The organism is Sphingobium sp. JS3065 (genome assembly GCF_026427355.1).
Taxonomy (GTDB): domain Bacteria; phylum Pseudomonadota; class Alphaproteobacteria; order Sphingomonadales; family Sphingomonadaceae; genus Sphingobium.
The window spans coordinates 2647708-2673650 of record NZ_CP102664.1 but is presented as its reverse complement, the minus strand read 5'-3'; the positions used below and the strand labels follow the sequence as shown (position 1 = coordinate 2673650).

Here is a 25943-nt window from a genome sequence, read left to right as displayed (position 1 = left end):
AAGGCAGGAGCCCAAGTTCAGACGGTCGTGCATTTATCAGACGGCGGAACCAGGTCGCGTGGACAAATTCGAAAATGTCGTGGAATGGCCAGTTGCGGACATTAGATATCCGTTCGCCCTGAGCGAAGTCGAAGGGCTCTGCTGAGCGGAGGCGAAGCATGGAAGCCCTTCGACTTCTCTCAGCCCGAACGGAAACTGAACGTCCGCTCTCCACCCAAATCGGCCAGTCAGGCGAAAGAGGGGGCAGGCTTGGCGTTAAAGGGGCGAGGATGAATTACCCGAACCCCGGCACTTCGCTGTCCTGATAGAAGGCCTGCACCGCCTCCCACGCATCCTCGGCCGTCTCCACCCAGGTCAGCAGGTTGAGGTCGGACGGAGAGATCACGCCTTCGTCGGCCAGCGCCTCGAAATCCACCACCCGCGTCCAGAACTCCTTGCCGAACAGCAGCACCGGGATCGGCTTCATCTTGCCGGTCTGGATCAGGGTCAACAGTTCGAACATCTCGTCGAACGTGCCGAAGCCGCCCGGAAACACCGCCAGCGCCCGCGCCCGCAGCAGGAAATGCATCTTGCGCAGCGCGAAATAGTGGAACTGGAAGCTCAATTCCGGCGTGACGAAGCGATTGGGCGACTGTTCATGCGGCAGGACGATGTTCATGCCGATGGTCGTCTGGCCGACATCCGCCGCGCCGCGATTGGCCGCCTCCATGATGGAGGGGCCACCGCCCGAACAGACGACGAAATGACGGCCTCCCGCCGCGTTCACCGGATATTGCGCCGCGATCCGCGCCAGCTTGCGCGCCTCCTCATAATAGCGCGCCTTGCGACCCAGATTTTCGGCGATGCGCTTCTGCTCCGGCGTGGGGGCGGCGTCGATCCGCACCTGCGCCTGATCGGGTTCGGGGATGCGCGCCGATCCGTAGAAGACGAAGGTCGATTCGATCTTCGCCTCATCCATCAGCAATTGGGGCTTCAACAGTTCCAACTGGAACCGCACTGGCCGCAAATCCTCCCGCAGCAGGAAATCCGTGTCCTGAAAGGCCAGGCGATAGGCGGTGCTGTTGGTCTGCGGGGTTTCCGTCCTCAGCCGGGCGTCGGCTGCTTCCTGTCGGGCGGGGCGGAACTTGCGTTCCTCGATTTCTTTTCTGGTCATTGCCGGAAAGGTAGGATGCCGGGGTGACAAAGCCAAGCCGCTTATCGGCAAAACCCACCTTTTCCGCCCATATCGAAGTGAAAATGATCGTGATGCGCGGCGTTGTAATCCGGGCTGAGCACGGTGCGGAACCGCTTGCAGGCGCTGGCGCGGACGATTTCCAGAAACTGGCGCGTCCGCCTGTCGCCGTTCCAGTCCTTTTCGATGGAAATGCGCCGCCCGTCGCTCAGCACGAAGGCGGACACGTCGACCGCGTTGCTGTGCGCATGTTCGGACAGCTTGCCGCTGCCCGCGATGGGTCGGCAATTATAGGTGCCGAACGTCTCGATCCGCTCGATCTCCGCTCCCAGGATCAGCCGGGCGGCGGGCTGGACCCCATAGCGCGCCCAGGCCGCGAAATTGGCGGCAAGGCCACATGTCATCGCACCCAGATTGGTCGCGGGCACGCCGATATCGATCAGCTTGACGCTGCCCGTCGCGCTGCATCCGCCGCCGAAATTCTGGTCGGGCAGGGGGGTGAAGAGCACCGATTGGGATGTCAGCTTCGCCATGCACTGGCGCAACTCCATCGGCGGCGGCGCGGTGGGGCGCGCCGTCCGGACCGGCTTCGAATGCCGCTCCACGCGCCCGCGCGGCACCAGGTCGCCGCCGCAGCCCGCCAGCGTCAGCGCAGTCGCCGTCAGGGCCGCAAGACCCATGCCGCGAAGGATCGCATTCCCCCAAACCCGCTCGATCATGACGGCATGATTTACCACGTCCGGCTGGCCCAAGGGTTAACGGCGGCAACGTTTCATCGCATCCAGACATTCAGCTTGACTCTTCTTCCGCGATCTTTAGGGCGGCCAGCGGGCCACGCGGTCCCAACGCCGCGCGTGCTCTCTGTAAGGAGACGCATACCATGACTGATATGATTGCCGCAGACGCCACCATTGCGCCTGCGAAGCCCGCGACCAAGCCAGCTCGCCCCTATTTTTCTTCCGGTCCCTGCGCCAAGCCTCCAGGCTGGAGCGCCGACAAGCTGAGCGCTGAATCCCTCGGCCGCTCGCACCGCGCCAAGATCGGCAAGACCCGCCTCGCTTATTGCATCGACCTGATGCGCGAACTGCTGAACCTGCCCGAAACCCACCGCATCGGCATCGTCCCCGGTTCCGATACCGGCGCCTTCGAAATGGCGATGTGGACCATGCTGGGCGCCCGCCCGGTGACGACGCTGGCCTGGGAAAGCTTCGGCGAGGGCTGGGTGACGGACGCCGCCAAGCAGTTGAAGCTCGACCCCACGATCATCCGCGCCGATTACGGCCAGTTGCCCGACCTGGACGGTGTGAACTTCGCCCATGACGTGCTGTTCACCTGGAACGGCACCACCTCCGGCGTGCGCGTGCCGAACGCCGACTGGATCCCCGCCGACCGCGAGGGGCTGACCTTCGCCGACGCCACCAGCGCGGTCTTCGCCTATGACATCGACTGGACCAAGATCGACGTCGCCACCTTCTCCTGGCAGAAGGTGCTGGGCGGGGAGGGCGGCCATGGCGTGCTGATCCTCGGCCCCCGCGCGGTCGAGCGTCTGGAGAATTACACCCCGGCCTGGCCGTTGCCCAAGGTGTTCCGCCTCGTGTCGAAGGGTAAGCTGGCCGAAGGCGTGTTCAAGGGCGAGACGATCAACACCCCGTCCATGCTGGCGGTCGAGGATGCGATCTTCGCGCTGGAATGGGGCAAGTCGATCGGCGGCGCCGCCGGCCTGATTGCGCGCAGCAACGCCAATGCGGCGGCGCTGAACAAGATCGTCGAGGAACGCGACTGGCTCGGCCATCTCGCCGCCGATCCCGCGACCCGCTCCACCACCAGCGTCTGCCTGACCGTCGAGGGCGCGGACGAAGCCTTCATCAAGAGCTTCGCCGCCCTGCTGGAGAAGGAAGGCGCCGCCTATGACGTCGCGGGCTATCGCGACGCCCCGGCGGGCCTGCGCATCTGGTGCGGCGCGACGGTCGAGACCGCCGATATCGAGGCGCTCGGTCCATGGTTCGACTGGGCTTATGCGACCGTGAAGGCTGCTTAACACACATCCCCCATATTCCCGTCATCCCAGCGAAAGCTGGGATCTCGGGCCTCTAGGTCGAACCTGGCTGCCTGAGATCCTGACTTTCGTCAGGATGACGAATTGCAAGAAAGGCAATTCGTCATGCCCAAAGTCCTCATTTCCGACAAGATGGACCCCCGCGCCGCCGCGATCTTCCGTGAACGCGGCGTGGAAGTCGATGAAATCACCGGCAAGACCCCCGAAGAGCTGAAGGCGATCATCGGCCAATATGACGGCCTCGCCATCCGCAGCTCGACCAAGGTGACGAAGGATATCCTCGATCACGCGACCAACCTGAAGGTCATCGGCCGCGCCGGCATCGGCGTCGACAATGTCGACATCCCGGCCGCCTCGTCCAAGGGCGTGATCGTGATGAACACCCCGTTCGGCAACTCGATCACCACCGCCGAACATGCCATCGCGCTGATGTTCGCGCTCGCCCGCCAACTGCCGGAGGCCAACGCCCAGACGCAGCAGGGCCTGTGGCCGAAGAACGGCTTCATGGGCGTGGAAGTCACCGGCAAGACGCTGGGCCTGATCGGCGCGGGCAATATCGGCTCCATCGTCGCCAGCCGCGCATTGGGCCTGAAGATGAAGGTCGTCGCGTTCGACCCCTTCCTGACCCCGGAACGCGCCGTCGAAATGGGCGTGGAAAAGGCCGATCTGGACACGCTGCTGGCGAAGGCGGACTTCATCACGCTGCACACGCCGCTGACCGACCAGACCCGCAACATCCTGTCGAAGGAAAATCTCGCCAAGACCAAGAAGGGCGTGCGCATCATCAACTGCGCCCGCGGCGGCCTGATCGACGAAGCCGCACTCAAGGAAGCGATGGATGCGGGCCATGTCGCGGGCGCCGCGCTCGACGTGTTCGTGCAGGAACCGGCCAAGGAATCGCCGCTGTTCGGCACCCCCAATTTCATCTGCACCCCGCATCTGGGCGCATCGACCGACGAAGCGCAGGTCAATGTGGCGTTGCAGGTGGCCGAACAGCTTAGCGACTATCTGCTCGACGGCGGCATCACCAATGCCCTCAACGTGCCGTCGCTGTCGGCGGAGGAGGCCCCGAAGCTGAAGCCCTATATGGCGCTGGCGGAGGAACTGGGCAGCCTGGTCGGCCAGCTTGAAGGCGACCGCATCCGGAGCGTCTCGGTAGAGGTCGAGGGCCATGCCGCCGAACTGAACCAGAAGCCGATCACCGCCGCGGTGCTGGCGGGCCTGATGCGCGTCTATTCGGACACGGTGAACATGGTCAACGCGCCCTTCCTGGCGAAGGAACGCGGCCTCGATGTTCGTGAGGTCCGTCATGACCGCGAGGGCGACTATCAGACCCTCGTCCGCGTCACCGTGAAGACCGAAAGCGGCGAAAAGTCGGTCGCGGGCACGCTGTTCGGCAATGCGCAGGCGCGCCTCGTCGAACTGTTCGGCATCAAGGTGGAGGCCGACCTTGCCGGGGACATGCTCTACATCGTCAATCAGGACGCGCCGGGTTTCATCGGCCGCCTGGGTTCGACGCTGGGTGAGGCGAACGTCAACATCGGCACCTTCCACCTCGGCCGCCGCAATCAGGGCGGGGAAGCGGTGCTGCTGCTTTCGCTCGACGGCGCGGTCACGGAAACCGTTCTGGCCGACATCTGCAAGCTGGCAGGCGTCAAGACGGTGAAGCTGCTGCGCTTCGCCTGATGGTTCGGGCCTGATATGGTTCGGGCTGGCCTTGCGCGCATAATCCGCTAAAGGCCAGCCCATGACCACGATTCCATCCGGCCTCCTGCCTGAAGGGCTTTCCGACCGCCTGCCGCCGCTGGCGGAGGCCTCCGCCCGGCTTGCGCGCCGTGTGCTCGATACTGTCGCCAGCCATGGCTATGAGCGCGTCATGCCGCCCATCGCGGAGTTTGAGGACACGCTGGTCGGCCGCCTGAAATCGATGAAGGCGCAGGATCTCGTCCGCGCCATCGACCCGGTGTCGCAGCGCAGCCTGGCCCTGCGCCCGGACATGACCGCGCAGGTCGGCCGCATCGCCGCCACGCGCCTGGCCTCCGCCGCGCGCCCGCTGCGCCTTTCCTATGCCGGCCCCGTCATCCGCCTGCGCGCCAACCAGCTCCGGCCGGAGCGGGAACGGTTCCAGGTCGGTGCCGAACTCATCGGCAGCGACAGCGTCGCAGCCGCCGTGGAAATCGTGAACGTCGCCATCGAAGCGCTGCAGGCGGCGGGCGTCACCGGCATCACCATCGACTTCACCCTGCCGGACCTGATCGACGCGCTCGCCGCCGGTCCTCTGCCGCTCGCCCCGGAAGAGATAGAGGCGGTCCGCACCGAACTGGACGCCAAGGATGCGGGCGCGCTCGCGGCCATCGGCCCGGCCGCCGCCGCCTATCTGCCGCTGATCGAGGGCACCGGCCCCTTCCACGCGGCGATGGAACGGCTGGAGGCGCTGAACGCCGACCTTGGCGGCGCCATCGACAGCCGCATCGCGGGCCTGCGCGCCATCGCCAAGCCCATCGGCTGGGACATCACCCTGACGCTCGACCCGACCGAACGCCATGGCTTCGAATATCAGAACTGGTTCGGCTTCTCCATCTTCGCAGAGGGTTTCACCGGCGAAATTGGCCGGGGCGGCAGCTATGCGATCATCCGCGCCGACGGGTCGGAGGAACCGGCCATGGGCTTCTCCCTCTATCCCGATCCGCTGATCGACGCGGGCTTCGGCGGCGAAGCGCCCAGGCGCCTGTTCCTTCCCCTGCATCATGACGCGGATCGCGCCGTCCAGTTGCGGGCGGAAGGCTGGCAGACGGTCGCCGCGCTGACAGGACAGGAAAATGGCGAGGCTCTGCGCTGCTCGCACTGGCTCGACGGCGCGGAACCCCGCGCCTATTGACTTGACGGGACCGGGGCAGCGCGGCTAACGCGCCCCCGCAACAGGGCGACACGCCCATTTGATCCCACCGGCATGCCGAGTCCCGTCGAAGGGCATGGCCGGTCCGCGCGGCGGGCGGAGGACTGTATCTGTGGCAAATGTTACGGTGATCGGCGCCCAATGGGGTGACGAAGGCAAGGGCAAGATCGTCGACTGGCTGTCGGAGCGCGCCGACGTCGTCGCCCGCTTCCAGGGCGGGCACAATGCCGGCCACACGCTGGTCGTGGGTGAGAAGGTGTACAAGCTTTCGCTGCTCCCGTCGGGCATCGTGCGGGGCACGCTGTCGGTGATCGGCAATGGCGTCGTGCTGGACCCCTGGCACTTCCGCGACGAGGTGGCGAAGCTGAAGGGCCAGGGCGTGGAGATCACCCCCGAAAACCTCCAGATCGCGGAAACCTGCCCGCTGATCCTGCCCTTCCACCGCGACCTCGACGGCCTGCGCGAGGATGCGTCGGGCGCGGGCAAGATCGGCACCACCCGCCGCGGCATCGGCCCGGCCTATGAGGATAAGGTCGGCCGCCGCGCCATCCGCGTCTGCGACCTTGCCCATCTGGACGATCTGGGGCCGCAGCTCGACCGGCTGACCGCGCACCATGACGCGCTGCGCGCCGGTTTCAACGAAGCGCCCATCGACCGCGAAGCGCTGATGGCCGAATTGCGCGACATCGCAGGCTTCATCCTGCCCTTCGTCAAGCCCGTCTGGCTGACGCTCAACAAGGCGAAGGCGGAAGGCAAGCGCATCCTGTTCGAAGGCGCGCAGGGAACCCTGCTCGACATCGACCACGGCACCTATCCGTTCGTCACCTCCTCCAACACGGTGGCGGGCACGGCAGCCAGCGGCACCGGCCTTGGCCCGTCGGGCGCGGGCTTCGTGCTGGGCATCGTCAAGGCCTATACCACCCGCGTCGGCTCCGGTCCCTTCCCGACCGAGCAGGAGAATGACGTCGGCCAGCGGCTGGGCGAACGCGGCCATGAATTCGGCACGGTGACGGGCCGCAAGCGCCGCTGCGGCTGGTTCGACGCGGTGCTGGTGCGTCAGTCGGTCGCGGTGTCGGGCGTCACCGGCATCGCGCTCACCAAGCTGGACGTGCTGGACGGTTTCGAGGAATTGAAGATCTGCGTCGGCTACAAGATCGGCGACCAAAGCTTCGACTATCTCCCCGCCCATGCGCAGGATCAGGCGAAGGCGGAGCCGGTCTATGAAAGCATCGAAGGTTGGCAGGACACGACGGCGGGCGCTCGTAGCTGGGCGGAACTCCCGGCGCAGGCGATCAAATATATCCGCCGCATCGAGGAACTGATCGGCTGCCCGGTCACGCTCGTCTCCACCAGCCCCGAGCGCGAGGACACCATCCTCGTCCGCGATCCTTTCGCGGATTGATCGATATGGCGGGCGATCGCTTCGAGCGGCACAAGCAACCCTGGACGGCGGACGAGTTGCAGAAGCTCCACACGCTGGCGAAGAAGGGCATGGCGCTGAAAGCGATCGCCAAGGCCCTGACCCGCAGCGAGGAATCGGTGAAGACCCGCGCCAAGCAGGACGGGCTGAATATCGCCAAGCTCAGATAGCAGGGCGCGCCTCTTCCTCGCCCGCCGCGATCACCGTCGCCGCGACCAGATCGCCGGTGACGTTGATCGCGGTACGGCACATGTCCAGGAAACGGTCGACCCCCAGCACCAGCCCGATCCCCTCCACCGGCACGCCGACCATGCCCAGGATCATCGCCACCACCGGCAGCGATCCCGCGGGCACCCCGGCGGTGCCGACGCCGCCCAATATGCAGACCAGCATCACCATGACCTGCTGCATCAGGGTCAGGTCGACGCCGAAAAATTGCGCCAGGAACAGGACGGTGATGCCTTCGAACATGGCCGTCCCATTCTGGTTGGCGGTCGCGCCGATGGTCAGGACGAAGCGGGCGATGCGGCGCGGCAGGTGCAGATTTTCCTCCGCCACGCGGATAGCGGTGGGCAGGGTCGCGTTGGAGGAAGCGGTGGCGAAGGCCATGACCGTCGCCTCCTGCACCGCCGCGAAGAAGCGCAGGGGCGACCGCTTCGCCAGCAACGCGATCAACAGGGAGAAGACGCCGAACATCTGGATGGCAAGCGCCAGCAGCACCACCCCGACATAGGCCGACAGCCGCGCCAGCAAGTCCCAGCCGAACAGCGCGGCCAGGTTGAACATGAAGCAGGCGATGGCGACCGGCGCCAGGCGGATGACGATGCCGATCAGGCGCATCGTCACCTCGAACAATCCCTCCATCGCCGTCAGCAAGATGCGCGACTGATCGGTCCGCACCAGCACCAGCCCGATGCCGAAGAACAGGGCGAAGACCATGACCGCCAATATGTCGTTGTTGGCCATGGCCGCGACGATATTGTCGGGAATGATGCGCAACAGCGCCTGCATGCCCGTCGGCGTCTCGCCGCTGCGCGCCAGGATCGCCTGCGCGCCCTGACCGGCGTCCGACAGCATCGCCCGCGCCTGGGCGGCGTCGACCCCGCCGCCCGGACGCAGCAGATTGACGAGCAGCAGGCTCAACACGACCGCGATGCCCGATACGACGACCGTATAGGCCAGGGTCCGCACACCGATCCGGCGCAGCGACCGCAACTCCCCCATCTCGGCAATGCCGACGATCAATGCGGACACCAGCAGCGGGATGACCAGCATGAACAGCAGCCGCAGGAATATCTGCCCAATGGGTCGGGTGACATAGGTGGTGACGCCATCGACCCAGGCGGCACCGGGCGCGGTCATATAGACGGCCAGGCCCAGCAACAGCCCAGTCAGGAAACCCGCCAGCATCTGCCACTGGAGGGATAGCGCCGCTGTCTTCCGCTCGGCTTCGGGCGCGTCGCTGGTCATTGGCGTCTCCTGTTGGCCTGACCGCTCAACGGATCGCGCCGCATGCGGTTGCGCGAGGGAGACGCATTCCGCCCGAAGCGGATGGACGAGGCTCTAAGCCTTCGGCTCGTCCACCATGTCCGACGCCAGTTCCAGCCCGGCGCGGCCATGGGATGGCGTATGCGCCGGCGCCTTGGGATGGGGCACATATTCCGGCTCCTCCACCTCCAGCATGCCTTCCCATTTGGTGATGACGGACGTGGCGATGGCGTTGCCCAGCACGTTGGTCGCGGTGCGGCCCATGTCCATGAAATGGTCGACCGCCAGGATGAAGGCCACGCCCTCCACCGGCAGGTCGAACTGCCCCAGCGTCGCGGCCACCACCACCAGCGAAGCGCGGGGAACGGCGGCGATGCCCTTGCTGGTCACCATCAGCACCAGCAATATCGTGATCTGCGTCGCGATCGGCAGGTCGATGCCATAGGCCTGGGCGATGAAGATGGTGGCGAAGGTCGAATACATCATCGACCCGTCCAGATTGAAGCTGTAGCCCAGCGGCAGCACGAAGCTGTATATGCGGCGCGGCACGCCGAACCGGTCGAGCTGCTCCAGCATCTTGGGATAGGCCGCTTCGGACGATGCGGTGGAAAAAGCGATCAGCACCGGTTCGCGCACATAACGGATCAGCGTCACCATCCGCTTGCCCAGGAAGGCCGATCCCGCCGCGAACAGCAGCAGCCAGAGCGCGATCAGCGCCAGGTAGAATTCACCCACCAGTTCGCCGAAGGTCTTGAGCACGCCCAGCCCCTCGGTCGAGATCGCCGACGCCAGCGCGCCGAACACCGCCAGCGGCGCCATGCGCATGACATAGCCGGTCACCTGCAGCATCAGTTCGACCATCGACTCGATCACGGTGACGATGGGCTTCCCCTTCTCGCCGATGGCGGTCAGCGCGACGCCCACGAACAGGGAGAAGACGACGATCTGCAGGATCGAATTTTCCGCCATCGCCCCGACCATGGAGGTCGGGAACACATGCAGGATGAAGTCGCGGAAATTGAGCGCCTCCGTATTCACCCCCGCGTCCGCGCCGGACCGGACCAGATTCAGCCCTTCGCCGGGCGCGAAGAAATTGACGAAGACGAGGCCCAGGGTCAGCGAGATCAGGCTGGCGATGATGAACCAGGCGATGGCGCGACCGCCGATCCGCCCCAGCGCCGCGCTGTCCCCCATGTGCGCGATGCCGGCGACCAGCGTGGAAAAGACCAGCGGCGCGATGATCATCTTGATGAGGTGGAGGAAGATGTCGGCCAGCAGGTGGTAATAACCCGCCACATCCTTCGCCAGGGCCTTGTCGCCGCCCGCCCAGATATTGGTGGCGAAGCCCGCGATCACCCCTAATATCATGCCCGTCAGGATGAACGCCGTCAGTCGATTTCGCATGCAGTTCCTCTAATCGTGCCCAACCGGACACCTAACAGGCGCCCGGCGCCCTCGCAACGGAATGGGTCGGACCCCTTATCTCGCTGAACGAACGAAGCGGCATATTCCGCGAGCGTTTATTTCACGGTGCGGGAACGCGCCGCATCATGGATACAGCAACCCCTCGCGCCAGCCGTCGCCGCTGCGTTCGAACAGGCGGCGTTCATGCAGGCGATGTTCGCGATCCTGCCAGAATTCGATGCGTTCCGGGGTGAGGCGGAATCCCGACCAGTGCGGCGGGCGCGGCACCGGTCCGCCCTCGAACCGCAGGCTGGCTTCGTCGTAGCGGGCCATGAACAGGTCGCGCGATTCCAGCGGGCGGGACTGGTCGGACGCCCAGGCGCCCAACTGGCTATCGCGGCTGCGCGTCGCGAAATAGGCGTCGGCGGTGGCGTCGTCCACCGGACCCACCGGCCCCTCGATCCGGATCTGCCGCCGCAGCGACTTCCAGTGGAACAGCAGCGCGGCATGCGGATTGGCGTGCAGTTCCTCCGCCTTGCGCCCCTCGAAATTGGTGTAGAAGATAAAGCCGTCCGGCCCATGCCCCTTCAGCAGCACCATCCGCAGCGATGGCCGCCCGCGCGCGTCGGCGGTGGCGAGCGCCATGGCGTTGCTGTCGTTGATCTCGGTTTCACGGGCCTCGACATACCAGGCGTCGAACAGGACGAAGGGATCGGTCATGCGCGGTGATGTACCCCCCTCATAAAGCCGTGTCGATAAGGGCTTTACCACGCTTGAACGATCCCGCGCCTTTCGCCACATAGGGCGCGACCGGATTTTTTCTGCAAAAGGATATATTGGCGGCAATGGCTGATCCCTACTCCACCCTGGGCGTCGCGCGCGGCGCGAGCGAGGCAGAGATCAAATCGGCCTATCGTAAGCTGGCCAAGGAACTGCATCCCGACCGGAACCGGGACAATCCGAAGGCGGCGGAGAAATTCTCCGCCGTCACCGGCGCCTATGACCTGCTGTCCGACAAGGACAAGCGCGCCCGTTTCGACCGGGGCGAAATCGACGCAGAGGGCAATCCGACCTCTCCCTTCGGCTTCGGCGGCGGTGGCGGCGGCTTTCGCGGCCATCCCGGCGGCCAGGGCGGCGGTTTCGAATTCAACGGCGGCGGCGGGGACTTCGGCGATATTTTCGAAGGGCTGTTCGGCGGAGCGGGGCGCCGGGGCGGCGGGGGCTTCGGCCGCGGCGCGCCCCCGCAAAAGGGCGCGAACGTCACCTATCGCCTGGCCGTCCAGTTCATCGACGCCGCCACCCTGGCGCCGCAGCGGATCACGCTCCAGGACGGCAAGACCATCGACCTGAAGCTTCCCGCAGGAGTGGAAACCGGCACGCAGATGCGGCTTTCCGGCAAGGGACAGCAGGGTCCGGGCGGCGCGGGCGACGCCATCGTCACGATAGAGGTCAGGCCGCACGCCTTCTTCACCCGCGACGGCGACAATGTGCTGCTGGAACTGCCGATCACCCTGGACGAGGCGGTGAAAGGGGCGAAGGTCAAGGTGCCCACCGTCGACGGCCCGGTGATGCTGGGCGTGCCCGCGGGCACATCCTCCGGCAAGACGCTGCGCCTGCGGGGCAAGGGTTTCACCGGCAAGGACGGCCAGCGCGGCGACCAGCTCGTCACGCTGATGATCGACGTGCCCGCCGACGATCCGGCGATCAAGGCGCTGGTCGAAAGCTGGCAGGACAGACGCGCCGTCCGGACCCATCTGGGCGTCTGAGGGGTTAGGGGGAGAATGCCGCAACCGTCCCCCTTATCTCCCGAATCCCGCCGCAGGCACATCGCGCAAGAAGCCCGCGCCCATTTCAACCGCCATATGGACCGGGTGCGCCCGGGCAGCCATGCCTTTGAAATCGCGAAGCGCGTGGCCGTCGGCACCTATAGCGACGGGTTCATCCATGCGGGGAACCTTGCCTATCTCTCGCTGATGACGCTGTTCCCCTTCTTCATCGTGGCGGCGGCGGTGGCCAGCATCTTCGGCCATTCGCAGGATGGGCTGGCGGCGGTCAGGGCCTTTCTGGAAACCGTGCCCCCCGGCGTGGCGGACGTCGTGCGGCAACCGATCATCGACGTGCTGAACGCCCGCACCGGGCCGCTGCTCTGGCTGGGCGGGCTGGTCGGGCTGTGGACGGTGGGCAGCCTGATAGAAACGATCCGCGACATCCTCCGCCGCGCCTATGGCACGAAGAGCACGCGCTCCTTCTGGCATTATCGGCTGACCGCCATCGGCATCACCCTGGTCAGCGTCTTCGCGGTGATGTTCGCCTTTTCGATGCAGGTCATCATCATCGGCGTCGAACAGTTCCTGCGCCAGATATTGCCCTTTGCCGACCAGGCGATCCAGATCGTCGCCATCACCAAGCTGGCGCCGATGGCGATATTGTGCGTCGCGCTCTATTATCTCTACGTCTCCCTGACCCCCAGCCTGTACAAGGATCCGCGCTTTCCCAAATGGCCCGGCGCCATCGCCACGGCCCTGTGGTGGTATGGCGTCACCCTGCTGCTGCCGGCCACGCTTTCGCTGCTGGGCGGCTATGACTTGACCTATGGCAGTCTGGCCGGCGTGATGATCACCCTCATTTTCTTCTTCCTTGTCGGGCTTGGCGTGGTAATTGGCGCGGAATTGAATGCTGCGCTGGCGGAGTTCCCGGAAGAGGAAGCCGCCGCCGCGCAGGACGACAAAGGGAATGGGACGACGGTATGACAGGCTTGATGGCGGGAAAACGCGGTCTGATCATGGGGCTGGCGAACGACAAGTCGCTGGCCTGGGGCATATCGAAGGCGCTGCATGCGCAGGGTGCGGAACTGGCTTTCTCCTATCAGGGCGAGGCGCTGGCCAAGCGCGTGAAGCCGCTGGCGGAGGAACTGGGTTCCGATTTCCTGATCGACTGCGACGTGTCGGACATGGAGAAGCTCGATACGGCCTTTGAAGAGATCAGGGCGCGTTGGGGCAAGCTGGACTTCGTGGTCCACGCCATCGGTTTTTCCGACAAGAATGAACTGCGCGGCAAATATGTCGACACCAGCCTGGAAAATTTCCTGCTGACGATGAACATCTCCGCCTACAGCTTCGTGGCCGTCGCCAGGCGCGCCCGCCCCCTGATGGCGGAGGGCGGCAGCCTGCTGACGCTCAGCTATTATGGCGCCGAGAAGGTGATTCCGCATTACAACGTCATGGGCGTGGCGAAGGCGGCGCTGGAAACCAGCGTCAAATATCTGGCGATGGACCTGGGGCCGGAAAATATCCGCGTCAACGCCATCTCCGCCGGGCCGATCAAGACGCTGGCGGCCAGCGGCATCGGCGATTTCCGCTACATCATGAAGTGGAACGAACTGAACAGCCCGCTCCGCCGCAACGTGACGATCGAGGATGTGGGCGGCGCGGGCCTGTACCTGCTGTCCGACCTGGCATCGGGCGTGACCGGCGAAGTCCACCATGTCGACGCGGGCTACAACGTCATCGGCATGAAGGCCGAAGACGCGCCCGATATCGCATTGGACAAGTAACAAAACCCCTCTCCCGCCGGGAGAGGGAGGGGCCCGCCGCAAAGCGGCGGGAGGGTGAGGGCGAACCACCTCACCCACGAAAGGCAGATATGAGCTTCAACACCTTCGGCCGCGTCTTCCGCTTCTCGACCTGGGGCGAATCCCATGGTCCCGCCATCGGCGCGATGGTCGACGGCTGCCCTCCCGGCCTGCCCCTGTCCGAAGCCGACATCCAGCCCTTCCTCGACAAGCGCAAACCCGGCACCTCGAAATTCACCACCCAGCGCCGCGAACCGGATGAGGTCCGCATCCTCTCCGGCGTGTTCGAGGGGCGGACCACCGGCACCCCGATCAGCCTGATGATCGAAAATACCGACCAGCGCTCCAAGGATTATAGCGAAGTCGCCAAGGCCTATCGCCCCGGCCATGCCGACTATGCCTATGACGCCAAATATGGCTTTCGCGACTATCGCGGCGGCGGCCGTTCCTCGGCGCGGGAGACGGCGAGCCGCGTGGCGGCGGGCGCGGTCGCCCGGCTCGTCATCCCGGATGTCGACATCTTCGCCTATGTCAGCGAGATTGGCGGCGACCCCATCGACTATGCCCGCTTCGACGCGGGCGAGATCGACAACAACCCCTTTTTCTGCCCCGACCCGGAAGCGGCGAAGCGCTGGGAGAAACTGGTGGACGACGCCCGCAAGGACGGCTCCTCGCTCGGCGCGGTGGTGGAATGCATCGCCAGCGGCGTTCCGGCGGGCTGGGGCGCGCCCCTTTATGCCAAGCTCGACAGCGAACTCGCCGCCGCGATGATGAGCATCAACGCGGTCAAGGGCGTCGAGATCGGCGACGGTTTCGCCGCCGCCCGCCTGCGCGGCGAGCAGAATGCCGATCCGATGCGGCCGAGCAGGGACGGGGGCAAAGACGGCGCGCCTGTCTTCCTCGCCAACCATGCAGGCGGCATCGCGGGCGGCATCTCCACCGGACAGCCGGTCAAGGTCCGCATCGCCTTCAAGCCGACCAGCTCCATCCTGATCCCGGTCGAAACCGTCACTCGCGAAGGCGCTGCGTCGGACATCGTCACCAAGGGCCGCCACGACCCCTGCGTGGGCATTCGCGGCGTGCCGGTGGTGGAGGCGATGATGGCGCTGGTGCTGGCCGACCAGAAACTGCTCCACCGCGCCCAGTGCGGTGAGGGCTGAACGCGCCGAATCGAGGCATAATTCCGGCAAAGCCGCGATTCCCGCGAGACGACTCAGCCAATCTGCGATACCATCCCCGTCACAGATCGCCCGCGGGAGGGCGAGCGGCAGCGCGTAAGCCTGGGGAGCGTCACCATGGTTTCCATGGATTGACGGTCAAAACGTCCCCTTCAGCCGCGAACACGGGCCAGCCATGCTTGCATGGCTGGCCCATTTCCTTTCATCGCCGCCGGAAACGGGGCGTTCCGCCATGACCAGTTCCGCCCGACCGGCCCTGTTCCGGTGCCGGTCGCGACGGCATCATGACGGGAAATGCCAAAGGACCGCCCGTGACCAGCCTGCCCTTCATCCAGGTCGACGCCTTCGCCGACGCTCCCTTTACCGGCAATCCGGCCGCGGTCATGCCGCTGGGCCAATGGCTCGACGACGCCACGCTTCAGGCGATCGCGGCGGAAAATAATCTCTCCGAAACCGCCTTCACCGTGCCCACGCCCGATGATCCGGACGCGGACTATGCGCTGCGCTGGTTCACGCCCGAAGTGGAGGTCAAGCTGTGCGGCCACGCCACGCTGGCCAGCGGCCATGCGCTGATGGGCGGTCGCACCGCCGTTCGCTTCCGCACGACGCATGCGGGCATACTCACCGTGTCGCGCGACCGTGACGGTTATGCGCTCTCGCTCCCCGCCTGGACGACCGAGCCAAGCCCGCTGCCGGACCTTGCCGCGGCCATGGGCGGCGACGTCCTCGAAACCCGTTGGCGCGACGGCGGCTATGCGATCTTCGCCTATCCCGACGACGCCGCGATCCGCGCCCTGCAACCGGATTTCGCGACGCTGAAAAAGGCCGGAAGCATCCTCCTGATCGCCACCGCCCCCGGCGAGGACAGCGACATGGTCAGCCGCGTCTTCGCCCCCGGCGCGGGCATAGACGAAGACCCCGTCACCGGCTCGGCCCATTGCCTGCTCACCCCCTATTGGGCCGGGCGGCTCGATAAGGCGAAACTCACCGCCTATCAGGCATCGCATCGCGGAGGACGCCTGCTATGCCGCCTTTCCGGCGACCGCGTGATCCTGACCGGCGCCTGCCGCACGGTGATAGAAGGCAATTTCCTGCTCTAATAACCTAATCCTCCCCATCGATAGATGGGGAGGGGGACCAGGCGAAGCATGGTGGAGGGGAAAATTCGGAGGTCGCGCCCCATTCCCTACCCCTCAACGCGCATAAAGCCCCACCAGCTTCGCCAATCCGTCCTTCACGACCCCGCGCTGCTCCTTGTCGGGCGACATGCCCAGCCGCACCACGGTCAGCCGCTGCGATGGCGACACCAATATATATTGCCCGCCATGCCCGACGCAGCCGAACAGGCTGCGCGGCGCCCGCCCCGGCATCAGCGCGCTTTCTTCGCTTTCCCGGTTGAGCCACAGATGCGCCCCATAGGCCGCGTTGCGCGGCGAAGGCGCGCGCATATGGTCGATCCACTTTTCCGGCACGATCTGGTGCCCCGCCACCCCGCGCCCATGGTTGCGCAGCAATTCCCCGAAGCGCGCATAATCCCGCGCCGTCATATGCATGAAGCTGCCGCCGATCATCGTGCCCGCCGCATCATATTCGACGGTCAGGCTGTCGAGCCGCGCCGGAATCTTCAGCCGCCCGTCGATGAACATCTGCATCGCCCGCCGCCGCACATCGGGATCGCTACTGTTGGTCAGCATCCGGGCCATCAGGTCGGTCAGGATGATCGTGCTGCCGGTCGAATAGGAAAAGACCGAACCCGGCGCATGGGCGAGCGGCTTGGCCTCCGCAAAGGCGCCCATGTCCTGCGCCCCGTCGGTGAACAGCATCCGCACCGTATCGGCCTCGGCCAGGGGTTCGGCATCCTCGACATGATCCAGGCCGGATGTCATGGCCAGCAACTGCCGCAGGGTGATGCGTCCCCGCGGATCGCCCGGCTGGCCCCAGGCCGCCACCGGCGCGGGCGAATCGAGCGCCAGCCGCCCGTCCGACACCATCAGCCCGATCAGCACCGCCGTCACGCTCTTGGCCGTGGACCAGGATGGCAGCCTGGTCTGCGGCCCATAGCCCGGCGCATAGCGCTCGGCCACGATCTCCCCGTCGTGCATGACGATCAGCGCCCGCGTCTCGCCCGCCTGATCCTCGAACAGCGGATCGATCGCCGCCCTCAGCGCCGCCGCGTCCACATCCGAATCTCCGGCGATATGGACGACCGGCTCCGGCCCGGCGGCGCGCACGGTCCACAGGCCGGCCACCGCCAGCATCGCCAAAATTCCGCCGATCGCGCCAAGGCGCTTTACGCTGTTCCGCTCAACCCTCATAAGCTGCGCCTTAACACGGAGCGCGGGAAAGGGGAGCATGTCCGTCCGCCGGAAATGGATTTATGGAGCGCTGGCAGCGGCCCTGCTGCCGCTCGCCCTGTTCGCCTGGAACTGGAGCGCCCTGCGCGCCCATGCCCAGGTCGGCGCGGGCTTCGGCGCGCGCGTCGCCTGCTCCTGCCGCTATGTCGAGGGCCGCTCGATGGAAAGCTGCAAGGGCGACAAGGAACCCGGCATGTGGGCAGTGTCGCTGAAGGACATGCCCGAATCCCAATCGGTCAACGCGGCGGTCCCCTTGCTCGTCTCCCGCACGGCGCGCTATCGCAAGGGCTGGGGCTGCCTGCTGGAACCGTGAGTCCTCCGATAGAGGGAAGCTGGCCCCACCGCCCTCAAATCGCTACAGCCCCACCCATGCGCCCCGACATCCCGACCCTCCTCCACGATATTTTCGGCTTCCCCGCTTTTCGCGGCGTGCAGGAACAGGTGGTCAGTCGCATCATGGCGGGCCAGCCGACGCTGGCGATCATGCCGACCGGCGCAGGCAAGTCGCTCTGCTACCAACTGCCCGCCGTGGCGCTGGACGGCTGCTGCGTCGTCGTCTCCCCATTGATCGCGCTGATGCACGACCAGCTTCGCGCCGCGCAGGCCGTCGGCATCCGCGCCGCCAGCCTCACCAGCGTCGATACCGACTGGCGCGAGACGCAGGACCGGCTGCGCAACGGTGATCTCGACCTGCTCTACGTCGCCCCCGAACGCGCCAGCGGGGAAGGGTTCCGCAACCTCCTGCGCGCCGCGAAAATCGCCCTCTTCGCCATAGACGAGGCGCATTGCGTATCCGAATGGGGCCATGATTTCCGCCCCGACTATCGCCTGCTGCGCCCGCTGCTGGACGAATTTCCCGACGTTCCCCGCCTGGCGCTGACTGCCACCGCCGACCATCACACCCGCGACGACATCCTCGTCCAGCTCGGCATTCCCCGCGAAGGCCTGATCATCGCGGGCTTCGACCGGCCGAACATCCGCTACGCCGTCCACCCTCGCGACGGCCTGCCGCGCCAGCTTTCCGACCTGATCGCGGGCCAGACCGGCCCCGGCATCGTCTACGCCCCCACCCGCGCCGCGACCGAGAAGCTGGCCGAAACCCTTGGCAAGACCGGCCGCCCGACCCGCGCCTATCATGCCGGGCTGGCCCCCCAGATGCGCGCCGCCAACCAGGCCGCCTTCATCGCCAGCGAGGATATGGTGATGGTCGCCACCATCGCCTTCGGCATGGGCATCGACAAGCCCGACGTCCGCTTCGTCGCCCATGCGGCGCTGCCCAAGTCGATCGAGGGCTATTATCAGGAATCCGGCCGCGCGGGCCGCGACGGCGAACCCGCCGAAGCGCATCTTTTCTGGGGCGCCGATGATTTCGCCCGCGCCCGCCAGCGCATCGGCGAACTCGACCCCCTCCGCCAGCAGGGCGAGCGCGCCCGCATCACGGCGCTGGGCGGACTGGTGGAAACCGGCACCTGCCGCCGCGCCATATTGCTCCGCCATTTCGGGGAAAATCCCCCGCCGGGCTGCGGCAATTGCGACAATTGCCTCAATCCCCCGCCCAGCATCGACGCGACCCAGACCGCCCGCAAATTCCTGTCCGCCGTCTACCGCACCGGCCAGAGCTTCGGCGTCGGCCATATCGAGCAAGTGCTGACCGGCGCCGTCAGCGACAAGATCCGCGAGCGGGGCCATGACAAGATTTCGGTCTACGGCATCGTCGACGGGGAGGAGACGGCGCTGCTGCGCCCCGTCTCCCGCGCATTGCTGGTCCGCGACGCGCTCCAGACGAACGAACATGGCGGCCTGGAATTCGGTCCCAACGCCCGCCCGATCCTGCGCGGCGAGGAAGAGGTCAGCCTGATCCTGCCGCCCCGCAAGGAACGCCGCCGCAAGAGCGCCCGCAGCGGCAGCGCCGAAAATCCCGTGGGCGATCCGCTGTTCGACGCGCTGCGCGCCTGCCGCCGCGAACTGGCGCAGGAGGCGGGCGTGCCGCCCTATGTCATCTTCCACGATTCGACCCTGCGCGAAATGGCGGAGCAGCGCCCGACGAGCCTTGCCGAACTCGGCAACATCAGCGGCGTGGGCCAGCGCAAGCTGGACGCCTATGGCGACGCCTTCCTGGCGGCGATCCGGCCTTATCTGTAAATCATAGACTGGCGCGCTCCCCCTTGAATCCTGCGCCCCACAAGCGCAAGGAGACCCGCAAAGGAGTCCCGCCCATGTTCCGCCAGCTCACCAAGAACCTCTACGTCGCCCCGCAGATCAGCGTCGATCAGGTGGCGGAGGCCAAGGCGCTGGGCGTGACGATGATCGTCAACAACCGCCCCGATGACGAGGAACCGGGCCAGACCAACGGCGCGGAGATAGAGGCCGCCGCCAAGGCCGCAGGCATCGCCTATGCCGCGGTCCCGGTCGCCCATGGCGGCTTTGCTCCATGGCAACTCGACGGCATGGCCGCCGCGCTCGAACAGGCGGGGGAGGGCAAGATACTCGCTTATTGCCGTTCCGGCACGCGCAGCACCCTGCTCTGGGCGCTGACCCGCGCCCGCGCGGGCGACCACCCGGCGGCGCTGACCGAACAGGCCGCATCGGCCGGTTATGACGTCGCGCCCGTCCGCCAGATCATGGACGCGCTAGCCGCCGGTTGATGGCTTCCAAAGCGGAAAATTATGACGCCATCGTCCTGGGCGCTGGCGGCGCCGGCCTCATGTGCGCGGCCATGGCGGGCCAGCGGGGCAGGCGCGTCCTCGTCATCGACCATGCCGACCAGGCCGGGAAGAAAATCCTGATCTCCGGCGGTGGCCGCTGCAATTTCACCAATATCCACACCGCGCCCGACCGTTACCTCTCGGTCAACCCGCATTTCGCCAAATCGGCGCTGGGCCGTTACACGCCGCAGGATTTCCTGGCGCTCGTCGAACGCCATGGCATAGCCTGGCATGAAAAGACGCTGGGCCAGCTTTTCTGCGACCGGAGCGCCCGCCAGATCGTCGCCATGCTGCTGGCCGAATGCGAAGCGGGCGGCGTCACGATCCGGCTCGACCACGCCATTTCCTCCGTCACCCATGCCGATGGTCGGTACAGCGTCACCCATGGCGGCAGGACCGCCACGGCCCCCGCGCTGGTCATCGCCACCGGCGGCCCCGCCATCCCGAAGATCGGCGCGACCGGCATCGCCTACGACCTTGCCCGCCAGTTCGGGCTGAAGGTCGTGGAGCCGCGCCCCGCGCTCGTCCCCCTGACGTTGGGCGGCGAAGACCTGCTGTTCCGCTCGCTCTCCGGCGTCTCGACCGAAGTCGTCGCCCGCCACGGCAAGACCGCCTTCCGCGAAGCCGCATTGCTCACCCACCGGGGGCTGTCCGGCCCGGCGATTTTGCAGATTTCCTCCTATTGGCGGCATGGGGAGGCCATCGCCCTCGATTTCCTGCCCGACCGGCCGCAAGGCTGGCTGATCGACGCGAAACGCAGCAGGCCCCGCGCCACGCTGACGCAATGCCTGCGCGGCCATCTGCCGGATCGTCTGGCCGATGCCCTGGCGGAACGGCTCGCGCTTCCCGGCGACCTCGGCAATATGCCGGACCGCAAGCTCCAGGACGCCGAACGCCGCCTTTCGGCCTGGTCCTTCACCCCCAACGGCACCGAAGGCTTCGCCAAGGCGGAAGTCGCCATCGGCGGCATCTCGACCGCCGGACTATCGTCCCAGACGATGGAGGCGCGCCACCTCCCCGGCCTCTACGCCATAGGCGAAGCGGTCGACGTCACCGGCTGGCTGGGTGGCTATAATTTCCAATGGGCCTGGGCGAGCGGCTGGGTAGCGGCCCAGTTTCTTTGATCCTCAAAAAAAGCAGCCCCGGCGCAAGGGAACGCCGGGGCCACAATGATGGGTGTCCCGGCGGGAGGGGGGGAGAGCCGGGACAAGACGGAAATAGGAAGGCCTATTCCCGTTTCAAGATGCCACTGAGAATTTTCTCATACGCGCCTTGCCTTGCCATAGGCCGCCGCATGACGAATGAGGATGGAGCTGGCGCCAGTCACCCGCCCTAAAATATCGACCTCAGGACGCTTCCATATGCAGCTCCGAAGGCGCCGAACCGAACGCCATCAACGCCGCGTTGATCATCTGCCGGTGCGCGTCGCTTCCCTTGGCGACATCCCGCCAATTCTGCCCCGTCATCGATCCATGGCTGTCCTGCCAGATCTGGGAAGCCACCGAGTCCACTTCCTCGTCGGTGGGTGGACGCTGCTGGGCGAAACATTCCCTCAACAGGGCGTGAAAAATCTTTCCCGCAAAAGGCTTCGCTATAGGCATAAGGCCTCCTCTCCGACGGTATTTTTTTGATTTTCGCAGGGGAAGCTGGATGACCCGCCGAGTCGAGTCAAGTGATCCAGATCAGGTTGGGCCAGCCCTTGCCCGATTCTATCCGCACTCCACCGTCACATGCTCCATGCGCGGCAGGGCGCGGACCTGGCGGCGCACGGCAGCGACGTCCGCGCCGGGGGCCAGGCTGACGATCGCGGCATGGGCATGCGGCCCGATGCGCCAGACGTGCAGGTCGCGGATGGTGGCCCCTTCCGCCTCGGCCAGCCCCTTGATCCGCGCCGTCAGCGCCGGTTCGGCGGTGTCGAGCAGGATCGCGGCGGTATCCCGCATCAGCCCCCAGGCCCAGCGCGCGATCACCACCGCGCCCAGCAGGCCCACCGCGGGGTCCAGCCACCACCAGCCGATAAAGCGCCCCGCCAGCAACGCCACGATCGCCAGCACCGATGTCAGCGCATCGGTCAGCACATGGACATAGGCGGCGCGCAGATTATTGTCGGCATGGCCCTGTTTGGGGTCATGCCCATGCCCATCGTCGCGGCTATGATCATGGCTATGGTCATGCCGCAGCAGCACGGCGCTGATCAGGTTGATGACCAGGCCGGTCACCGCGACCAAAGTCGCTTCGCCAAAGGCCACCTTCACCGGTTCGAACAAGCGCATCACCGATTCGACGGCGATGAACAGGGCGGTGAAGGCCAGGATCAGCGCCGATGCGAAGCCGGACAGATCCCCCACCTTCCCGGTGCCGAAGGTATAGCGCGGATTGCGCGCATGCCTCCGCGCATAGCCATAGGCCGCCGCCGCCACCGCCAGCGCGCCCGCATGGGTCGCCATGTGGAAGCCGTCGGCCAGCAACGCCATCGACCCGGTCAGCCAGCCGAAGACGATCTCCACCACCATGGTCGCCGCAGTCAGCCACACCACCCACATCGTCTTGCGGGCATTTTCGTCATGCCCATGGGTCAGGTAGATATGGTCGAAATAATGGTTTTCCTCGTCCCCGCCGACTGCCGGCAGGGCATGCGCATGATCATGCCCAGGATGCGGGTGGCCGCCATGGTCGTGATCGTCATGCATGCTCACTTCCCGTAGCGCCGGATCAGCGCCAGCATTTCCTCCGCCGCGGCCTGTCGCGTTTCGTCGCTGATATCCGGGCGGGCGACATGTTCCCGCATATGCTGCTCGATCAATTCTTCCATCAGGCTGCCCACGGCCCCCCGGACGGACGCGACCAGTTGCAGCGTTTCCGAACAGCCCGCATCGCCCGACAATTGCCGTTCGACGGCGCCGATCTGCCCGGCGATGCGCCGCACCCGCGCCAACAGCTTGTCCCGGTCCGCCACGATATGCATAGGATACCCCCCTACCCTATAATGGGCCGGAAATCAATCCGTGCATTTCCCCGCATGCGCTCTAACAAGGATGCGATGGCGACCATGACCGATTTCGATCTGGCGATAGTGGGCGGCGGCCTGGCCGGCAGCCTGACGGCGCTTGCCTTCGCGGCGCGCCATCCCGACGCGGCGCTGCTGCTGCTGGAAAGCGGCGACACGCTGGGCGGCAATCATATCTGGTCCTTTTTCGACAGCGATGTGGATGCCGGGGATCGCTGGCTTGTCGACCCGCTGATCGCCCATCGCTGGGCCGAAGGCTATGAGGTTCGCTTCCCCGGTCACAGCCGTCGACTTGCCATGCCCTATAACAGCATCACCTCGACGCGCCTCGACGCCCATGTCCGCCAGGTGCTGGGCGACGCCGTGCTGACCGGCGCGCAGGCCGCCGAATTGACGCCCACCGCCGTCACCCTGTCCGACGGCCGCATCATCCGCGCCAGGGCGGTGCTCGACGCCAGGGGAGGGGGCGATCTGTCCGCCCTGCGCTGCGGCTGGCAGAAATTCGTCGGCCAGACGCTGCGCCTGCGCGCCCCGCACGGCCTGACCCGCCCGGTCATCATGGACGCCACCGTCGATCAACTGGACGGCTATCGCTTCGTCTATCTGCTGCCCTGGGACGACCGCACCCTCTTCGTCGAGGATACCTATTACAGCGACACGCCGGACCTCGACATCCCCGCATTGGAAGCCCGGATCGCCGCCTATGCACAGGCGCGGGGCTGGCAGGTCGAGGGGGTCGTCCACAGCGAAAGCGGCGTCCTGCCGGTCGTCCATGGCGGCGATTTCGACCGTTTCTGGCTGGATGCGGACGCTGTGGCGCGGACGGGGGTGAGGGCCGCGATGTTCCAGCCCATGACCGGCTATTCCCTGCCCGACGCGGTGCGCTTCGCGCTGCGCCTGGCGGACGAATGGCCGATGGAGGGCCGCCTGCTGGCGCATGTGACGCGCGAATGGGCCGCCATCCACTGGCGGCAGGGGCGCTATTACCGGCTGCTCGGCCGCATGCTGTTCGGCGCGGCCCGGCCCGCACAGCGCTGGCGCATCTTCGAGCGTTTCTATCGGCTTGGCCCTGCGCTGATCGGGCGCTTCTATGCCGGGCGCTCGACGCTGGGGGATCGCATCCGCATCTTGTGCGGGCGGCCCCCCGTGCCCATAAGGGACGCCATGCGAACATTGTTGAGCCCACCCGCCCGATGAACAGGCCGCGATGAACCGGAAAGCGATCGTCATCGGCGCGGGCTTTGGCGGCCTCGCGCTCGCCATCCGCCTGCAATCCGCCGGAATCGACACCACGCTGGTCGAGGCGCGGGACCGGCCGGGCGGACGCGCCTATATGTGGGAAAAGGACGGCTTCGTCTTCGACGCCGGACCGACCGTCATCACCGACCCGGATTGCCTGGGCGAACTGTGGCGCCTGTCCGGCCACGACATGGCGGAGGATGTCACCCTCATCCCCGTCTCCCCCTTTTACCGGCTCAACTGGGGCGACGGCACGAATTTCGACTATTCCAACGACGAAACCGCCCTCCGCGCCGAGATCGCCAAGCTCAACCCGGAAGATGTGGCGGGCTATGAGAGCTTCCTGGACTATGCCGACGGCGTGTATCAGGAGGGGTATCGCAAGCTCGGCTCGGTCGCCTTTCTCGACTTCGCCTCGATGGTGCGCGCCGCCCCGGCGTTGATGAAGCATCAGGCGTGGCGGTCCGTCTATTCGGTCGTCTCTTCCCATGTGAAGAATGAGAAGCTGCGCCAGGCGCTTTCCTTCCACACGTTGCTGGTCGGCGGCAATCCGATGCAGACCAGTTCGATCTACGCCCTGATCCACAAGCTGGAGAAGGATGGCGGCGTCTGGTTCGCGAAGGGCGGCACCAACCGCCTCGTCCAGGCGATGGCGACGCATTTCGAACGTCTGGGCGGCACGCTGCGCCTGGCCGATCCGGTGACCAGGATCGAAACCTATGGCGACCGCGCCGTCGCCGTGCGCACCGCTTCGGGCTGGCGGGGGGAGGCGGACGCCGTCGCCTCCAACGCCGACCTGATGCACAGCTATCGCGACCTGATCGGCCACCATCCGCGTGGCCAGAAACAGGCGGAAAAGCTTTCCCGCAAACGCTGGTCGCCCAGCCTGTTCGTGCTGCATTTCGGCATCAAGGGAAGCTGGCCGGGCATCCCGCACCATATGATCCTGTTCGGCCCGCGCTATAGGGGGCTGCTGACCGACATTTACGATTATGGCGTGCTGCCGCAGGATTTCTCGCTCTATCTGCACCACCCGACCGTCACCGATCCCGGCATGGCGCCGGACGGCCATTCGACCTTCTACGCGCTCGCCCCGGTGCCGCATCTGGGCAAGCTGCCGATCGACTGGGAACGGTTCGGGCCGGTCTATGCCGAACGCATACTGGACGAAATCCAGCATCGCCTGATCCCCGACATCCGATCGCGCATCGTGACGCAGTTTCACTACGCCCCGCCCGATTTCCGCCAGGATTTGTCGGCCCATCTCGGCAGCGCCTTCAGCCTGGCGCCGCTGCTCACCCAAAGCGCCTGGTTCCGCGCCCATAATCGCGACGACGTCATTCCCAACCTCTATCTGGTGGGGGCGGGCACGCATCCGGGCGCAGGCATCCCCGGCGTGGTCGGCAGCGCGAAGGCGACCGCCGCGTTGATGCTGGAAGATCTGGTGTAGGGAA

The 25943-nt window shown here is 66.1% G+C and carries 25 protein-coding genes; 16 read left to right on the top strand and 9 right to left on the bottom strand.

Annotation, left to right across the window (positions count from 1 at the left end; all coding sequences use genetic code 11):
• Positions 1-274: 274 nt before the first annotated feature.
• Positions 275-1153 carry a TIGR00730 family Rossman fold protein gene (locus NUH86_RS13085; protein WP_267249904.1) on the bottom strand — a complete coding sequence of 293 codons (879 nt, stop codon included), beginning with the start codon at positions 1151-1153 and terminating at the stop codon, positions 275-277.
• Positions 1154-1194: 41 nt separating this feature from the next.
• Complete coding sequence (locus NUH86_RS13080) at positions 1195-1890, bottom strand: extensin family protein (RefSeq protein ID WP_267249903.1); 696 nt, start codon at positions 1888-1890, stop codon at positions 1195-1197.
• A 161-nt stretch (positions 1891-2051) separates the two neighbouring features.
• Here NUH86_RS13080 and NUH86_RS13075 point away from each other — a divergent pair, with 161 nt between their 5' ends.
• The 5 genes from NUH86_RS13075 (at position 2052) to NUH86_RS13055 (ending at position 7713) form a co-directional block, all read left to right on the top strand.
• Positions 2052-3209 (top strand): phosphoserine transaminase, encoded by a 1158-nt coding sequence (locus NUH86_RS13075; protein ID WP_267249902.1) that lies wholly within the window; start codon positions 2052-2054, stop codon positions 3207-3209.
• Positions 3210-3332: 123 nt separating this feature from the next.
• Positions 3333-4913, top strand: coding sequence for a phosphoglycerate dehydrogenase (serA, locus tag NUH86_RS13070; RefSeq protein WP_267249901.1), 1581 nt, complete (start codon positions 3333-3335; stop codon positions 4911-4913).
• Positions 4914-4974: 61 nt separating this feature from the next.
• A complete protein-coding gene (locus tag NUH86_RS13065; protein ID WP_267249900.1) occupies positions 4975-6105 on the top strand; it encodes an ATP phosphoribosyltransferase regulatory subunit in 1131 nt (376 codons plus the stop codon).
• Positions 6106-6235: 130 nt separating this feature from the next.
• Complete coding sequence (locus NUH86_RS13060; protein ID WP_267249899.1) at positions 6236-7525, top strand: adenylosuccinate synthase; 1290 nt, start codon at positions 6236-6238, stop codon at positions 7523-7525.
• A 5-nt stretch (positions 7526-7530) separates the two neighbouring features.
• A complete protein-coding gene (locus NUH86_RS13055; protein WP_267249898.1) occupies positions 7531-7713 on the top strand; it encodes a hypothetical protein in 183 nt (60 codons plus the stop codon).
• Here NUH86_RS13055 and NUH86_RS13050 read toward each other — a convergent pair.
• From NUH86_RS13050 to pdxH, 3 genes are all read right to left on the bottom strand, one after another.
• A complete protein-coding gene (locus tag NUH86_RS13050; protein ID WP_267249897.1) occupies positions 7706-9013 on the bottom strand; it encodes a dicarboxylate/amino acid:cation symporter in 1308 nt (435 codons plus the stop codon). The genes NUH86_RS13055 and NUH86_RS13050 overlap by 8 nt on opposite strands.
• Before the next feature lie 93 nt (positions 9014-9106).
• On the bottom strand, positions 9107-10435 hold the full coding sequence (locus NUH86_RS13045; RefSeq protein ID WP_267249896.1) for a dicarboxylate/amino acid:cation symporter: 1329 nt from the start codon (positions 10433-10435) through the stop codon (positions 9107-9109).
• A 144-nt stretch (positions 10436-10579) separates the two neighbouring features.
• Positions 10580-11155 (bottom strand): pyridoxamine 5'-phosphate oxidase, encoded by a 576-nt coding sequence (gene pdxH, locus NUH86_RS13040; RefSeq protein ID WP_037448375.1) that lies wholly within the window; start codon positions 11153-11155, stop codon positions 10580-10582.
• 125 nt (positions 11156-11280) lie between these two features.
• Between pdxH and NUH86_RS13035 the strand changes: the two genes are divergently transcribed.
• The 5 genes from NUH86_RS13035 (at position 11281) to NUH86_RS13015 (ending at position 16284) form a co-directional block, all read left to right on the top strand.
• Positions 11281-12201 (top strand): DnaJ C-terminal domain-containing protein, encoded by a 921-nt coding sequence (locus NUH86_RS13035; RefSeq protein ID WP_267249895.1) that lies wholly within the window; start codon positions 11281-11283, stop codon positions 12199-12201.
• A gap of 15 nt (positions 12202-12216) precedes the next feature.
• On the top strand, positions 12217-13185 hold the full coding sequence (locus NUH86_RS13030; protein WP_267249894.1) for a YihY/virulence factor BrkB family protein: 969 nt from the start codon (positions 12217-12219) through the stop codon (positions 13183-13185).
• On the top strand, positions 13182-13988 hold the full coding sequence (fabI, locus tag NUH86_RS13025; RefSeq protein WP_267249893.1) for an enoyl-ACP reductase FabI: 807 nt from the start codon (positions 13182-13184) through the stop codon (positions 13986-13988). Before NUH86_RS13030 ends, fabI begins: the two co-directional genes overlap by 4 nt.
• 89 nt (positions 13989-14077) lie before the next feature.
• Positions 14078-15166 (top strand): chorismate synthase, encoded by a 1089-nt coding sequence (gene aroC, locus NUH86_RS13020; RefSeq protein WP_267249892.1) that lies wholly within the window; start codon positions 14078-14080, stop codon positions 15164-15166.
• 329 nt (positions 15167-15495) lie between these two features.
• Positions 15496-16284 (top strand): PhzF family phenazine biosynthesis protein, encoded by a 789-nt coding sequence (locus NUH86_RS13015; RefSeq protein WP_267249891.1) that lies wholly within the window; start codon positions 15496-15498, stop codon positions 16282-16284.
• Positions 16285-16377: 93 nt separating this feature from the next.
• Here the strand turns inward: NUH86_RS13015 and NUH86_RS13010 are convergent, their stop codons facing one another.
• Positions 16378-17499, bottom strand: a complete 1122-nt coding sequence (locus NUH86_RS13010) for a serine hydrolase domain-containing protein (RefSeq protein WP_267249890.1) — start codon at positions 17497-17499, stop codon at positions 16378-16380.
• Positions 17500-17536: 37 nt separating this feature from the next.
• Between NUH86_RS13010 and NUH86_RS13005 the strand changes: the two genes are divergently transcribed.
• The 4 genes from NUH86_RS13005 (at position 17537) to NUH86_RS12990 (ending at position 21367) form a co-directional block, all read left to right on the top strand.
• Complete coding sequence (locus NUH86_RS13005; RefSeq protein ID WP_267249889.1) at positions 17537-17851, top strand: hypothetical protein; 315 nt, start codon at positions 17537-17539, stop codon at positions 17849-17851.
• Between the two features lie 56 nt (positions 17852-17907).
• Positions 17908-19680, top strand: coding sequence for a DNA helicase RecQ (gene recQ, locus NUH86_RS13000; protein ID WP_267249888.1), 1773 nt, complete (start codon positions 17908-17910; stop codon positions 19678-19680).
• A 74-nt stretch (positions 19681-19754) separates the two neighbouring features.
• Positions 19755-20183 (top strand): TIGR01244 family sulfur transferase, encoded by a 429-nt coding sequence (locus NUH86_RS12995; RefSeq protein WP_267249887.1) that lies wholly within the window; start codon positions 19755-19757, stop codon positions 20181-20183.
• Positions 20183-21367 (top strand): NAD(P)/FAD-dependent oxidoreductase, encoded by a 1185-nt coding sequence (locus tag NUH86_RS12990; RefSeq protein WP_267249886.1) that lies wholly within the window; start codon positions 20183-20185, stop codon positions 21365-21367. Before NUH86_RS12995 ends, NUH86_RS12990 begins: the two co-directional genes overlap by 1 nt.
• A 222-nt stretch (positions 21368-21589) precedes the next feature.
• Here NUH86_RS12990 and NUH86_RS12985 read toward each other — a convergent pair whose 3' ends face one another.
• From NUH86_RS12985 to NUH86_RS12975, 3 genes are all read right to left on the bottom strand, one after another.
• On the bottom strand, positions 21590-21745 hold the full coding sequence (locus NUH86_RS12985; protein ID WP_267249885.1) for a hypothetical protein: 156 nt from the start codon (positions 21743-21745) through the stop codon (positions 21590-21592).
• A gap of 207 nt (positions 21746-21952) precedes the next feature.
• Positions 21953-22939: a CDF family Co(II)/Ni(II) efflux transporter DmeF gene (gene dmeF, locus NUH86_RS12980; protein WP_267249884.1), complete on the bottom strand. Its 987-nt coding sequence runs from the start codon at positions 22937-22939 to the stop codon at positions 21953-21955.
• Positions 22936-23208 (bottom strand): metal/formaldehyde-sensitive transcriptional repressor, encoded by a 273-nt coding sequence (locus tag NUH86_RS12975; RefSeq protein ID WP_267249883.1) that lies wholly within the window; start codon positions 23206-23208, stop codon positions 22936-22938. Before NUH86_RS12975 ends, dmeF begins: the two co-directional genes overlap by 4 nt.
• 75 nt (positions 23209-23283) lie before the next feature.
• Here NUH86_RS12975 and crtY point away from each other — a divergent pair, with 75 nt between their 5' ends.
• A complete protein-coding gene (crtY, locus tag NUH86_RS12970) occupies positions 23284-24447 on the top strand; it encodes a lycopene beta-cyclase CrtY (RefSeq protein ID WP_267249882.1) in 1164 nt (387 codons plus the stop codon).
• A gap of 10 nt (positions 24448-24457) precedes the next feature.
• Positions 24458-25939: a phytoene desaturase gene (locus NUH86_RS12965; RefSeq protein WP_267249881.1), complete on the top strand. Its 1482-nt coding sequence runs from the start codon at positions 24458-24460 to the stop codon at positions 25937-25939.
• The last annotated feature ends 4 nt before the right edge of the window (positions 25940-25943 follow it).

Coding starts and splice junctions, on each gene's coding strand:
- NUH86_RS12965 (WP_267249881.1), top strand. CDS start 24,458: ATGAACCGGAAAGCGATCGTCATCGGCGCGGGCTTTGGCGGCCTCGCG.
- NUH86_RS13065 (WP_267249900.1), top strand. CDS start 4,975: ATGACCACGATTCCATCCGGCCTCCTGCCTGAAGGGCTTTCCGACCGC.
- NUH86_RS13080 (WP_267249903.1), bottom strand. CDS start 1,890: ATGATCGAGCGGGTTTGGGGGAATGCGATCCTTCGCGGCATGGGTCTT.
- NUH86_RS12975 (WP_267249883.1), bottom strand. CDS start 23,208: ATGCATATCGTGGCGGACCGGGACAAGCTGTTGGCGCGGGTGCGGCGC.
- NUH86_RS13030 (WP_267249894.1), top strand. CDS start 12,217: ATGCCGCAACCGTCCCCCTTATCTCCCGAATCCCGCCGCAGGCACATC.
- aroC (WP_267249892.1), top strand. CDS start 14,078: ATGAGCTTCAACACCTTCGGCCGCGTCTTCCGCTTCTCGACCTGGGGC.
- NUH86_RS13085 (WP_267249904.1), bottom strand. CDS start 1,153: ATGACCAGAAAAGAAATCGAGGAACGCAAGTTCCGCCCCGCCCGACAG.
- serA (WP_267249901.1), top strand. CDS start 3,333: ATGCCCAAAGTCCTCATTTCCGACAAGATGGACCCCCGCGCCGCCGCG.
- NUH86_RS13055 (WP_267249898.1), top strand. CDS start 7,531: ATGGCGGGCGATCGCTTCGAGCGGCACAAGCAACCCTGGACGGCGGAC.
- NUH86_RS12995 (WP_267249887.1), top strand. CDS start 19,755: ATGTTCCGCCAGCTCACCAAGAACCTCTACGTCGCCCCGCAGATCAGC.
- NUH86_RS13005 (WP_267249889.1), top strand. CDS start 17,537: ATGTCCGTCCGCCGGAAATGGATTTATGGAGCGCTGGCAGCGGCCCTG.
- NUH86_RS13035 (WP_267249895.1), top strand. CDS start 11,281: ATGGCTGATCCCTACTCCACCCTGGGCGTCGCGCGCGGCGCGAGCGAG.
- pdxH (WP_037448375.1), bottom strand. CDS start 11,155: ATGACCGATCCCTTCGTCCTGTTCGACGCCTGGTATGTCGAGGCCCGT.
- NUH86_RS13075 (WP_267249902.1), top strand. CDS start 2,052: ATGACTGATATGATTGCCGCAGACGCCACCATTGCGCCTGCGAAGCCC.
- NUH86_RS13050 (WP_267249897.1), bottom strand. CDS start 9,013: ATGACCAGCGACGCGCCCGAAGCCGAGCGGAAGACAGCGGCGCTATCC.
- NUH86_RS13010 (WP_267249890.1), bottom strand. CDS start 17,499: ATGAGGGTTGAGCGGAACAGCGTAAAGCGCCTTGGCGCGATCGGCGGA.
- recQ (WP_267249888.1), top strand. CDS start 17,908: ATGCGCCCCGACATCCCGACCCTCCTCCACGATATTTTCGGCTTCCCC.
- crtY (WP_267249882.1), top strand. CDS start 23,284: ATGGCGACCATGACCGATTTCGATCTGGCGATAGTGGGCGGCGGCCTG.
- NUH86_RS12990 (WP_267249886.1), top strand. CDS start 20,183: ATGGCTTCCAAAGCGGAAAATTATGACGCCATCGTCCTGGGCGCTGGC.
- NUH86_RS13045 (WP_267249896.1), bottom strand. CDS start 10,435: ATGCGAAATCGACTGACGGCGTTCATCCTGACGGGCATGATATTAGGG.
- fabI (WP_267249893.1), top strand. CDS start 13,182: ATGACAGGCTTGATGGCGGGAAAACGCGGTCTGATCATGGGGCTGGCG.